This is a genomic window from Sulfurimonas sp. HSL3-7 (assembly GCF_039645985.1).
Lineage (GTDB): Bacteria > Campylobacterota > Campylobacteria > Campylobacterales > Sulfurimonadaceae > Sulfonitrofixus > Sulfonitrofixus jiaomeiensis.
Window position 1 is genome coordinate 2,178,960 of record NZ_CP147919.1, and the last position, 13,033, is coordinate 2,191,992.

Consider the following 13,033-nt stretch of genomic DNA (forward strand, 5'->3'; position numbering starts at 1 on the left):
CGGTTATAGACTCTCTTTCGCACTGTCGATTAACCGGTTCAAGGCCTCTTCGTAGCGCTTTGCTTCCGACAGTTCTGTTGATTCAAAACGGGTTACGAGTACCGGCGTTGTATTGCTGGCACGTACCAGTCCCCACCCTTTGTCAAAAATGACCCGGACACCGTCGACTTCGATAATATCCTTGATATGCGGGAAATCTTCAGGGGGCTGCTTCAACGCATTTTTGACGGCATCCATCAATTTGAACTTCTCCTGTTCGGTTGTTTCGACCTTGATCTCTTCGGTGGAAAAGACCTGGGGCAGTTTTGCAAGTTCCGCATCTGGATCGATGCCGTCTTGGATAAGCTCTAGCATACGCAGCGTTGCATAGATCGCATCGTCATAACCGAAGTAACGGTTTTTAAAGAAGATGTGGCCGCTCACTTCGCACGCCAGGTCGGCGTCAAGCTCTTTCATCTTCACTTTGATGTTGGAGTGGCCCGTCTTGTACATCACCGCATTGACACCGCGTCTCGCAAACTCGTCATACATCACCTGCGAACACTTCACTTCGCCGATCACCGTCGGGTTCTCGATCTTCATGGCATAGAGCAAGGCCATCTGATCACCCTTGATGTTGTTCTGATGCGTCAATACAGCAATACGGTCGGCATCGCCGTCGTAGGCAAAGGCGATATCCCCCTCCTCTTCCAACAGCTTTTTAATGTCTGCAAGGTTGTGTTCATCAGACGGATCGGGATGGTGGTTCGGGAAGGTCCCGTCGGGATCGACATAGATCCCTTTGGCATTAAGCGCCAGCCCGTCAAAGATATCTTTGATGGCAACGCCGGCGACACCGTTTCCGCAGTCATAGACGATACGCTCGTTCATCCCTTTGAGATGTGCAAATTCTCTGATCATGTAGGCTTTATAGCGTTCAAGCGCATCGATCTCTTTGACACGGCGCTCCGCTTTGGACGGAAACGCCATCGTATCGATCTCCCGACCGAGCGCATAGATCTGCTCTCCGAAGAAAGGGGCTTGACCGATGGTGATCTTGAAACCATTATACTCAGGGGGGTTATGCGAACCGGTGATCATGATCGACGCCGTCGGAGTAACGCCGTCGAACGCCTGATAGTTGGCAAAGTAGTTCACCGGTGTGGGGACCAATCCCATCCCCAAGACCGTTTTGCCGCCTGCGTTGAGACCTGCCACCAGGTATTCAAAAAGAACCGGCGAATGCGCCCGCGCATCATAACCGACAGCGACATAATCACCTTCTATATGTGCAGAAAGGGCAAACCCGATCTTTGTGACCGTATCTTCGTTCAACTCTTTCTCGAAGATACCTCTAATGTCGTATTCTCTGTAAATGCTCACAATCAGCCTTTGTCAAAATTTCATTAAAATTATAGTTTAAATATGATTAGAGGTGCCATTAATGGAGTCGGTAGACGATCGGCACACTCAAGGTCAACATCTCTTTGGGCAGAGGAAACTTCCCCTCCAGCCGCTCAATTGTCGTCACTGCGGCACGTGCCAGAATTTCCCGCTCCGTCTCAAGAACCGTAATATTTTCAATGTCACCATTCGCCAACAGTTCGAACCGAACAAGCACTTTTCCTTCGATGCCGCGTTTTCTCGCTATACGGGGGTAGTAGAGGTTCTTTTTGAGCAGTGCCATGATCTCGTTGATATGCTCCTGGATATAGGCATCTTCCAGCGAGACCTCTTGCACTTCGGCAACGCTGCTCGAAGCCGGCGGAGGAGAGACGATAAGCAATTCATCCTCCTGTCCATCGTCAGCTTCAGCCATCTCGATCATCTCCGGTTCTGCTTCGACAGGTTCCTCCGGCGTCTCTTCTTCTGCTTCTGTCATCTCAGGCGGTGTTTCATCGACAACTGCGGCCTTCTCCTCAACAACAGGTGAGGGGGCGCTCTTTTTATGCTCTTTTTCCACACTTTTTTTCTTGGGCTGCGGCTTTTTTTGTTTTTTTACAACGGGAGGCTGTGCCTCTGTTTCCTCAGGCACACAGGCACAGACCTGCGACAGCATGATCTTGCACCGTTTCTCATGATGAGGATTCTCTTCGCTTTTGCTCACCCAGACAAGCGCGATAACCAGCAAAACGATTGTCAAATGTAAAAAAAGAGAGTACAAAAAAGATTTTGTCATGCGGAATTTCATAAAGGGATTATACAGGGAGAAGTGTTACAGAAGCGTTAGAGCGGCAGAAGAGTGAATGGTGAATGGTGAATGGTGAATGGTGAATGGTGAATGGTGAATGGTGAATGGTGAATGGTGAATGGTGAATGGTGAATGGTGAATGGTGAATGGTGAATGGTGAATGGTGAATGGTGAATGGTGAATGGTGAATGGTGAATGGTGAATGGTGAATGGTGAATGGTGAATGGTGAATGGTGAATGGTGAATGGTGAATGGTGAATGGTGAATGGTGAATGGTGAATGGTGAATGGTGAATGGTGAATGGTGAATGGTGAATGGTGAATGGTGAATGGTGAATGGTGAATGGTGAATGGTGAATGGTGAATGGTGAATGGTGAATGGTGAATGGTGAATGGTGAATGGTGAATGGTGAATGGTGAATGGTGAATGGTGAATGGTGAATGGTGAATGGTGAATGGTGAATGGTGAATGGTGAATGGTGAATGGTGAATGGTGAATGGTGAATGGTGAATGGTGAATGGTGAATGGATTATAGAAAGATGACGTAGCTCATCTAAATCAAAACTGAACTTTAAAAAAGTTTCAGATTTGGTGTAGATTGTGGAAAACGTTTTGCCGACCGCGCACTGCTGTGCGCCGAGAGCAAAACTTTTGCGCAAGGTGCGCCGAAGCTGGAACTTTTACTTAGATGGCACGTTTGAATTCGGGGTATGCTTCGACCCCGCACTCACCGACATCCATCCCCTCGACCTGCATATCATCCTCCGCTCTGAACGTTACCAGTTTATTGATGACAAACAACGTCGCATAAGAGAGAGGAAAGACGGTACCGGCAACCACCGCGACACCTTTGAGCTGGTCCATAAAAGAGACACTTTCAACAAAAATACCCACGGCCAACGTTCCCCAAATACCGTTAACAAGGTGAACCGACAGGGCACCGACGGGATCATCCAAACGCAGTTTATCAAACATCGGAACGGCAAAAACGACCAAAGTACCGCCGACGGCCCCGATCAGAATCGGTGTATAGATATCATACAGGTCCGGTCCCGCTGTTACAGCGACAAGACCGCCAAGCGCACCATTCAAGACCATCGTAATATCGAAAAGGCGGTAACGCAGGTACATAAGCAATCCTGCAAAAATGGCGCCCGCCAGACCTGCCGTATTGGTGTTCATGATCGTCAATGCCACCGCGTCGGCACTCTCTTTGGAAGAAATTGAACCAACCGAACCGCCATTGAAGCCGAACCAGCCGATCCAGAGAAGGAAGGCACCCAAAACAACCAACGGGATATTCGATGCAGGAATAACACGGATCTTTTCGCCGACATAACGTCCTTTACGCGCACCGATGATCATAATAGCCGCTAACAGCGCCCAACCGCCGGTCGAGTGGATCACGGTCGAACCGGCAAGGTCATACATCGTAAGGTCCAGAAAAGTGCCGTCCAGGAAATCAGCACCCCAGGAGATGTTGACGATCATCGGATAGATCAAAGCCCCCATAATAACGGTAAAGATCGCCAGCGGAATAATGCGGACACGCTCGCTCACACCGCCACTCATGATATTGATCGTCTTACCGACAAACGCCATCTGAAACATAAAAGCCGCCCACATGCTCATCCCCTCTTTTTCCCATGTGCCAAAGGCAAATTTATAGCCTATAAGCAAAAAAGCCAAAGAGGCGATCGCATAGATCATCGTGTTGATCGTCAATACGGACGTCACATTCTTTGTACGGACAAGCCCTGCTTCGAGCATAGCAAAACCGGGGACCATGAAGATGATCAGAGTCATCGCAAAAAGCGTAAAAAAGGTGTCGATAATGTAAGTAAAATCGGATTCGAGCATGAAAAACCTTGTTTTTTTAATACGTCTATAAAATTTTGATAGAGCGTAAATATTTTATAATTTTAATAGAATAAGGTTTAAACTTGATAGGGGTAAGGGGAAGTAGGGGTAAATATTGTGAAGAGTTCTGAAATCGATACAATCTTAAAGTAAAAAAGAAAAACAAGGTAGCATTGATAATAAGTGTAGGTTGGGCCGCCTGCCCGATAGCGCACTGCTTATGTGCGCAGAGGCAGACTTAGAGTTGAACAAATGTTCTGAAGCCGGATTAAATAGCGTCCGGACCTGTTTCGCCTGTTCTGATACGAACAACTTTAGCGATATCGCTAACGAAGATCTTACCGTCACCGATCTTGCCTGTTGCGGCTACTTCGGCGATCGTATTGACCACTTCGTCAACCTGATCAGCCGCTACGACCATCTCCATTTTGATCTTTGGAAGAAAGTCCACAACATACTCTGCACCGCGGTAAAGCTCGCTGTGACCTTTTTGACGGCCGTAGCCTTTGACCTCGCTTACCGTCATACCGGTAATACCGATCTCCGCAAGTGCATCTTTGACATCTTCCAATTTGAACGGTTTAATAACTGCTTCTACTTTTTTCATTAATTTATCTCCTGATAATTTTTGTAATATCGTAAGTGTATTATACACTTACCATATTAGAGTATGGCTAAGACCAACCCTTACAGGTTGAATCCACGCTCACCGTGTACCGATTCGTCAAGACCCATAGACTCATCATCCTCGCTTACACGTTTACCACCTGTCAATAATACTGCGATGTAGTAGACTACAACCGTACCGATAAGGGTAAACAGACCAACAACCAGGACTGATTCGAATTGAACAAAAAGTTGTCCCATACGGTCACCGCTTGCTTTAAGCGGACCGTCCCAAAGAAGGTCTTGATCGTTAAGAGCAAAAATACCTGTTGCGATAGCACCCCATAGACCTGCAAGGAAGTGCACACCGAATGCATCAAGAGAATCATCATAACCAAGTTTCTTCTTCATTACAACAACACCGTAGAAAGCGATCATAGTACCGATGATACCGATAGCGAATGCACCGCCGACGCTAACGAAACCAGCTGCCGGAGTAATAGCGACAAGACCGGCGATCACACCTGTAGCCGCACCAAGAAGTGTCGGCTTTTTGTAAACGAACCACTCAAGAGCCATCCATGTGATTGCAGCAATAGAAGCAGAGATCGTTGTCGTCATGTAAGCAAGACCGGCAATTTCGTTTGCACCAAATGCAGATCCACCGTTAAATCCGTACCAACCGAACCATAGAAGTGCTGCACCGACTGCTGTCAGGATAACACTTGCAGGTTTCATCGCTGCAGTAGGGTAACCGTTACGTTTACCGACAAGGTAAGCAAGAACAAGACCGGCAAGACCACCATTCATGTGTACAACTGTACCACCGGCAAAGTCAAGTGCACCGGCATCAAAAAGCAGTGCACCGTCTCCACCCCACACCATGTGTGTAATCGGAGCATAAACAACAAGTCCCCATACGGCTACAAACACCAACCACGTCGAAAACTTAATACGCTCAATCACTGAACCCGCAGCGATTGCAACAGTAATAGCCGCAAAAGTACCCTGGAACACGATGAACACGTAAGCCGGGTAACTGCCGCTCAAGTCATTCCATGCGATTCCGCTAAGCATAACATTACCTAAACCACCGAATACATTTTGCACTGTTGCGTTATCTGCTGTACCGAACGCGATCGAGTAACCAGCGATGACCCATACAACAAAAGCGACAACAAATGCACCTAAGACCATTGCGAACGTATTCACAATATTTTTGCTACGTGTCATACCTGCATAGAAAAGTGCAAGACCTGCCGGAGTCATCAATAGTACAAATGCTGTTGAAACCATCATCCATGCGGTATCACCTGTGTTGAGTGTATCTTCTGCAAACACGAATGTCGGCAAAAGAAGAAGAGCCAATAAGAACTTTTTCATTCTTACTCCTTTTTAGTTAATTTCAGTTGCTAGTATAAAATAAAATTGTTATGCACAGCCGCCAATCCTGCCTATTTTTTAATCACTTTTTAGTGTATATTGTTTTCACCCTGTAGCGTTGTGCCTATATTATATATAGTTGTACATATGTAATGTTTTTACCTTCTGAAACACCTTCACAGAATGCACTATATTTCCAAAATATGGCTTTTACAACTTTTTTAATCGAAACTTAAATTTATGAATTGTGCTTTATATGGCTTTTAGACGTGCCTTTAAGCCATTTTTTTGTATTATCACTCAATTTTACATCCTAAATTTTGAGGTAACAGAATGAGCGACATGCTAGAACATAGCGATATCGAAAATATTAATATCGAAGACACCCTCAAAGCGAGTTATCTAGACTACTCCATGAGTGTTATCATCGGTCGTGCCCTGCCTGATGTGCGTGACGGTCTTAAACCGGTTCACCGCCGTATACTTTATGCGATGGACAAACTGAACCTGTCGGCCGGCGCCAAGTATAAAAAATCAGCACGTATCGTCGGTGATGTGATCGGGCAATACCACCCGCACGGTGACACGGCTGTCTATGACGCGCTGGTCCGTATGGCCCAGCCTTTCTCGATGCGCATGGAACTGGTTGACGGTCAGGGGAACTTCGGTTCCGTCGACGGCGACAACGCGGCAGCGATGCGTTATACGGAAGCGCGTATGACCAAATATGCCGGCGAGATGCTTAAAGACCTCGATAAAGAGACGGTCAATATGATCGACAACTACGATGGCACGACGCAGGAGCCGGATGTACTTCCGACCCGTGTACCGAACCTGCTGATCAACGGTTCATCGGGTATCGCCGTCGGTATGGCGACCAACATCCCGCCGCACAACCCGCATGAGATCATCGCGGCACTTCGCGTTCTTTTAGAGAATCCGAACGCCACCTTGACGGACCTGATGGAACACATCCAGGGACCGGATTTCCCGACCGGCGGTATCATCTTCGGCAAAAAGGGGATCCTGGACGCGTATGAGACCGGCCGCGGCCGTATTAAAGTACGCGCGAAAACCCATATCGAGATCAAGGGCAAAAAAGACATTATCGTCATCGACGAACTGCCGTACATGGTCAACAAATCCCGTCTGATCGAGAGTATCGCCAACCTGGTCAAAGATAAGCAGATCGAAGGGATCTCCGAGATCCGGGATGAGTCGGACCGCGAAGGTATCCGTGTCGTCATCGAACTTAAACGCGAAGCGATGAGCGAGATCGTTCTGAACAACCTCTTCAAATCGACCAACATGCAGACCACCTTCGGTATCATCATGCTCTCCATCCTCAACCAGGAACCGCGTGTCTTTACCTTGATCGAAATGCTGCAGCACTTTTTGAATCACCGCAAAACAGTCATCATCCGCCGTACGATCTTTGATCTTGAAAAAGCCAAAGCCAAAGCGCATATCCTTGAAGGTCTTAAAAAAGCACTTGACCACATTGATGAGATCATCAAGCTTATCCGTGCAAGCAAAAACACTGAAGAGGCCAAAGAGGGGCTCATAAGCGAGTTTGACTTCTCGGCGATCCAGGCCCAGGCTATTCTCGACATGCGTCTGCAAAAGCTGACGGGTCTTGAGCGCGAGAAGATCGAAAATGAACTTCGTGAAGTCCTTGAACTGATCGAATACCTTGAGTCGATCCTCAAAAGCGAAGAGGTCCTTAAAGGGATCATCGCTGATGAACTTAATGAAGTCTACGAAATCTATGAAGGCAAACGCCGTACAACGCTTGAAGACAACTATGACGATATCGATATCGAGGACCTGATCCCGAACGAGCCGATGGTCGTCACTATCACCCACCGCGGGTATATCAAACGCGTACCGCTGGCGCAGTATGAGAAGCAGCGCCGCGGCGGCAAAGGTAAGACAGCCGTCACCACCTACGATGACGACTTTATCAAAAACTTCTTTACCTGTATGACCCATGACACCCTGCTGTTCATCACAGATCGCGGTCAGCTGCACTGGCTCAAGGTCTACCGCATCCCTGAAGGTTCACGTACGGCAAAAGGCAAAGCGGTTGTCAACCTGATCAACCTGCTTCCGGATGAGAACATCCGCTCTATCCTGCCTACGACCGACTTCAGTGATGAGAAATCCCTGGTCTTCTTTACCGAAAACGGTATTGTCAAACGGACAAAACTCTCTGAGTTCTCTAACATCCGAAGCAACGGAGTGCGCGCGATCGTTCTCGATGACGATGACACATTGATCACGGCGAAGATCGCAACGCTTGAGACCAAGTATCTCTTTATTCTGACCCAAAAAGCGCAGTGTATCAAGTTCGAGATCGAAAAAACACGCGACCAGGGTAGAAGTACCCGCGGTGTCCGCGGTATCAAGTTCAAACATGCCGACGACAAAGTGGTCGATGCCAACATCATCAGCAATGATGAGCAGGAGATCCTGACGGTCAGCGAAAAAGGTATCGGTAAACGAACGACAGCCGGCGAATACCGCCTGACCAACCGCGCCGGATCAGGTGTGATCGCGATGAAGCTCAACCAGAAGACCGGTAGCAGCGTTGTCGGCTGTGTGATGGTCGATGAGAACATGGATATGATGGCTTTGACCAAAGAGGGCAAGATGATCCGTGTCGATATGCAGTCCATCTCAAAATCGAGCCGCAACACCTCCGGCGTCTATATCGTCAAAGGTGACGATGTCATCAGTATCGCCCGCTGTCCGAAGATCGAGAAAGAGAGCGATGACGAAGATGAAGAGGGTAGTCAAGAAGTTCCGGTCCCACCATCAATCGACGAGCCGGGCAACGACACACTTTTTTAAGATCAACTCAGTAAGAGAGAAGGAATAAACTATATGGCTAACTATAATGTTGCAGTTGTCGGCGCTAGCGGCGCCGTCGGTGAAGAGATATTACGTGTTTTGGAAGAGATCGACTTTCCTCTCAACAAACTTGTTCCGCTGGCGAGCAGCCGCAGTGCCGGAAACACCGTTGAGTTTAAAGGCAAAGAGATCGTCATCAAAGAGCTGACGGAAACGGTTTTCGAGGAAGAGGAGATCGATATCGCCCTCTTCTCCGCAGGCGGTTCCATTTCGGAAAAGTTTGCCCCGTTTGCCGCCAAAGCAGGTGCTGTCGTGATCGACAACACCAGTCATTACAGAATGGACAAGGATGTGCCGCTGGTTGTGCCGGAAGTCAATCCGCAGGATATCGCACAATGGCAGACCAAAGGGATTATCGCGAACCCTAACTGTTCTACCATTCAAATGGTGCAGGCGCTCAAACCGCTCGATGAGGCCTACGATCTTCAACGTGTCGATGTCAGCACCTACCAGGCAACCTCGGGTGCAGGAAAACAGGCGATGGAAGAGCTGGTGACCCAGATGCAGGCCTTCTTTGCTTTCAAACTCTCCGATGCCGAGCACAAGAGCTTCCCTCACCAGATCGCACTGAATGTCATCCCTCAGATCGACGTCTTCCAGGAGAACGGCTACACCAAAGAGGAGATCAAGATGGTCAACGAGACCAAAAAGATCATGCACAAAGATGTCGAGGTTAGTGCGACCTGTGTCCGCGTGCCTGTTCTCCGCGGCCATTCGGAAACACTTACGCTTACCTTCGACAGTGCCGTCGATGCCAATGAGGCACGGACACTGCTTGCCAAGGCACCGAACATCGTCGTCATCGACAACCCTCAGGCAAGCGAATACCCGATGCCGGCGGAGTGTATCGATCAGAACGAGACCTTTGTCGGCCGCATCCGCAAAGACCTCTATCGCGATAATGTCCTGCACATGTTTGTCGTCGCCGACAACCTTCGTGTCGGCGCCGCGACCAATGCTGTTAGAATCGCCCAGAAATGGGTTGAGATGCAAGAGGCGAAGTAATGTTGGAAAGACTCTTTGAAAACGGATTGTGGAGCTCGCGTTTTATCGTTCTTCTGGCCGTCATATTCGGGCTGATCGGCGCTGTCTTACTTTTCACTGTCGCCAGTATCGACGTCTTCTCAACGGCAGGCTACGTCATCTCGACCTACATGAACCATGCCCATCCCGAGCACTTTCACGAAGATGTGGTCGGCGGGATCATCGGTGCCGTCGATCTCTACCTCATCGGTGTTGTGATGCTGTTGTTCTCATTCGGCCTCTACGAACTGTTTATCTCTGAGATTGATGCCGCAAAAGACAAAGAGGGTGAAGAGAGTAAGATTCTGGCTATTCACTCACTTGATCAACTCAAAGACAAGATATCCAAGGTCATCGTTATGGTCCTGGTCGTCGGTTTCTTCCAGAAAGTCGGTCACACCGAATACAACGGTGCGTTGGAGATGCTCTACTTCGCACTCTCGATCACCGCTGTCGCTGTCGGCCTCTTTTTCCTCAACAAAGTGGGAAAACATTAAAGAGGATACCTTTCGTCATCCCAAACTTGATTTGGGATCTACTACATCTCCGATGTAGATGATAACATCGTTGTCATAAAGCGCTAGATTTGGGACCAGAGGAAATACCTTTAGGTAAATCAAGTTCGGAATGACAATTAATAAAAATGAGAGGTTAACCCCTCAAAAAGGACACTTGTGAGCAAAATATTTGTAGATGCCTGTTTTGGCAAACCGACACCGTACACACCCGTCTGGATGATGCGCCAGGCCGGCCGTTACCTTCCTGAATACATGAAAGTCCGTGCCGAAGCCGGCAACTTTCTCAACCTCTGCCACGACCCTGAAAAAGCGGCTGAAGTCACCCTCCAGCCGCTCGACATCGTCGGCGTTGACGCGGCTATTCTCTTCAGCGATATTCTGGTCATCCCGGATGAAATGGGGATGGATCTCTCTTTCGTTAAGGGCGAAGGTCCGAAGTTTAGCGATCCGATCACTTCTCAGGAGGATCTGGACAGACTTATCGGCGGCGAAGAGGCAGCTGACAAGTTGACCTACGTTTACGACACCATCAAGCTGCTTCGTAAACAACTTGATGAACGCGGTGATGAGAAAGCCCTTATCGGTTTTACCGGTGCGCCGTGGACGCTGGCCACCTACATGATCGAAGGTCAGGGAACCAAGACCTATAACATCTGCAAGAAGATGCTCTACTCCAACCCTGAACTCCTTCACAACATCCTTGCCAAAGTGACCGAAGTAGTCAAGCTGTATATGGAGAAACAGATCCAGAGCGGTGTCGACGTCGTTCAGATCTTCGACTCTTGGGCTTCGGCGATCGAACCGGGCAAATACGACGAATTCTCATGGAAGTACATGGTCGAGATCGCCGAGTATCTTAAAGAGAAGTACCCGCATATTCCTATTATCATGTTCCCTAAAGGCGTTGCATCTTTTATTGAACGCGGCCTTGTTTACGGGAATTTTGACGTCTTCGGTGTCGACTGGTCCACGCCGATGGCAATGGCTAAAAAGTACCTTGGCGACAAGTATGTCCTTCAGGGCAATATGGAGCCGTGCCGTCTCTACTCCAAAGAGGCGACGACAACGTGTGTCGAGGTCATCCAGGAGACCATGGGCGGCGAGCGCCACATCTTTAACCTCGGTCACGGTATCTTGCCGGATGTCCCGGTTGAAAACGCGATTCACTTTGTCAAAGAGTGCCAGCGCGTCTCCAAAAAGTAAAAAGGCCTTTGGTGAAGACCATCTTCGGACCAATCCACTCCCGAAGATTCGGGGTCTCTCTGGGTATCGACCTCTCCCCCTCATTTAAACAGTGCAACTTTGACTGCCTTTACTGTGAACTGGCACCGGCTGCGACAGTCGATCATCAGGACACCGTCGTTAGTGTTAAAGAGATCATTACGGATCTCAAAGCGGCTCTTAAAGAACACCGGAACATCGATGAGATCACGATTACCGCCAACGGCGAGCCGACCCTTTACCCCCACCTGGATCAGCTCATCGACGAGATCGACAAGATAAAAGAGGAAAAAGAGACACTCATCCTTACCAACAGTGCGACACTGACCGATGAAGCCGTCTTCAATACCCTCTTAAAACTTGACAAGGTCAAGCTCTCTCTGGATGCAGTGACGCCGGAGGTCTTTAAAAAAATAGACCGTCCGCATCCATCCCTCAAGATCAATGATGTCGTTTCGGCGATAGAACGTTTTTCACATGCCTACCGAGGCAAGCTTTTTATTGAGATCCTTTTCGTGCGCGGGCTGAACGACACGAAAGAAGAGATCGCCGCACTGAATGACGTTCTGAAAAAAATAAAGGCGTTGCGCATCGACATCGGCACAATCGACCGGCCGCCGGCCTACCCTGTCGAAGGGATCTCCTATGGCGAACTCCATAGCATTGCGACCCAGTTTGACGCTGACCTGCCTATCAACATCGCTTCACGCCAACATGCAGAGTTTGTACAGTCAGCCTACACTGAAGAGGAGATCATCAACACCCTCGACAAACGTCCTTTGACACAGGAGGATATCGAGATACTCTTTGACGCAACAACACAAAAAGCATTGCAAGAGCTGATCGATGCCAAAAAAGTCATCAAAATCGAACGGGCGAAACTGGAATTTTATATTCCGGCAGAAAATGTGCAAAGAAAGCGCAAAAAGTCTTGACATTCAAGGCGCCATTCACTATAATTTCGGCCTCTTAACATATTCCGGATTAGCTCAGCGGTAGAGTAGATGACTGTTAATCATTTGGTCACTGGTTCGAATCCAGTATCCGGAGCCACTCATACAATAAACCCCATAAACACTCTGGTAACAAACAATCGGCTTAAACAATGCGCCCAAACTGTACCTTTTTTACCTATTAGATTCTGGCTAAGACATATCGTCCATTCAATTTATTGATAAAAGCAACAAGACTTCAACACATTCGCCAATTTTGTCCGGCAACGGATTTACGGACAAAGCGCGCCGCGATCACCGCCTGTCAGCTTAATTGTGCCATTCAAATATTACGGGTTCGCGAAAAAAAGAAAAGCCGAAGTCTACTTCATTCTTCCATGTACGTA

At 48.4% G+C, this 13,033-nt stretch carries 11 protein-coding genes and 1 tRNA gene; 6 read left to right on the top strand and 6 right to left on the bottom strand.

The window, feature by feature from the left end:
- Positions 1-3: 3 nt before the first annotated feature.
- From WCY20_RS10845 to WCY20_RS10870, 6 genes are all read right to left on the bottom strand, one after another.
- Complete coding sequence (locus WCY20_RS10845) at positions 4-1,362, bottom strand: phosphomannomutase/phosphoglucomutase (protein ID WP_345975073.1); 1,359 nt, start codon at positions 1,360-1,362, stop codon at positions 4-6.
- 58 nt (positions 1,363-1,420) lie between these two features.
- Complete coding sequence (locus WCY20_RS10850) at positions 1,421-2,158, bottom strand: energy transducer TonB (protein WP_345975075.1); 738 nt, start codon at positions 2,156-2,158, stop codon at positions 1,421-1,423.
- 47 nt (positions 2,159-2,205) lie between these two features.
- Entirely contained in the window at positions 2,206-2,829 is a 624-nt protein-coding gene (locus tag WCY20_RS10855; protein WP_345975077.1) for a hypothetical protein, read from the bottom strand.
- 25 nt (positions 2,830-2,854) lie between these two features.
- Positions 2,855-4,030: an ammonium transporter gene (locus WCY20_RS10860; RefSeq protein WP_345975079.1), complete on the bottom strand. Its 1,176-nt coding sequence runs from the start codon at positions 4,028-4,030 to the stop codon at positions 2,855-2,857.
- A 268-nt stretch (positions 4,031-4,298) separates the two neighbouring features.
- The gene (locus tag WCY20_RS10865; protein WP_345975081.1) at positions 4,299-4,637 is read right to left on the bottom strand and encodes a P-II family nitrogen regulator; all 339 of its coding nucleotides are present in this window, start codon (positions 4,635-4,637) and stop codon (positions 4,299-4,301) included.
- A gap of 80 nt (positions 4,638-4,717) precedes the next feature.
- Positions 4,718-6,019, bottom strand: coding sequence for an ammonium transporter (locus tag WCY20_RS10870; protein WP_345975082.1), 1,302 nt, complete (start codon positions 6,017-6,019; stop codon positions 4,718-4,720).
- 333 nt (positions 6,020-6,352) lie between these two features.
- On the opposite strand from WCY20_RS10870, the gene gyrA reads away from it, so the two are divergent.
- From gyrA to WCY20_RS10900, 6 genes are all read left to right on the top strand, one after another.
- Positions 6,353-8,872, top strand: coding sequence for a DNA gyrase subunit A (gene gyrA / locus WCY20_RS10875; protein ID WP_345975084.1), 2,520 nt, complete (start codon positions 6,353-6,355; stop codon positions 8,870-8,872).
- Positions 8,873-8,905: 33 nt separating this feature from the next.
- The gene (locus WCY20_RS10880) at positions 8,906-9,937 is read left to right on the top strand and encodes an aspartate-semialdehyde dehydrogenase (RefSeq protein WP_345975086.1); all 1,032 of its coding nucleotides are present in this window, start codon (positions 8,906-8,908) and stop codon (positions 9,935-9,937) included.
- The gene (locus WCY20_RS10885; RefSeq protein WP_345975088.1) at positions 9,937-10,452 is read left to right on the top strand and encodes a YqhA family protein; all 516 of its coding nucleotides are present in this window, start codon (positions 9,937-9,939) and stop codon (positions 10,450-10,452) included. The genes WCY20_RS10880 and WCY20_RS10885 overlap by 1 nt, the downstream gene beginning before the upstream one ends.
- A gap of 177 nt (positions 10,453-10,629) precedes the next feature.
- Positions 10,630-11,676, top strand: a complete 1,047-nt coding sequence (gene hemE, locus WCY20_RS10890; RefSeq protein WP_345975090.1) for a uroporphyrinogen decarboxylase — start codon at positions 10,630-10,632, stop codon at positions 11,674-11,676.
- Positions 11,677-11,687: 11 nt separating this feature from the next.
- Entirely contained in the window at positions 11,688-12,629 is a 942-nt protein-coding gene (locus tag WCY20_RS10895; protein WP_345978258.1) for a radical SAM protein, read from the top strand.
- 43 nt (positions 12,630-12,672) lie between these two features.
- Positions 12,673-12,747: transfer RNA gene (locus WCY20_RS10900), tRNA-Asn, on the top strand.
- Positions 12,748-13,033: the final 286 nt, after the last annotated feature.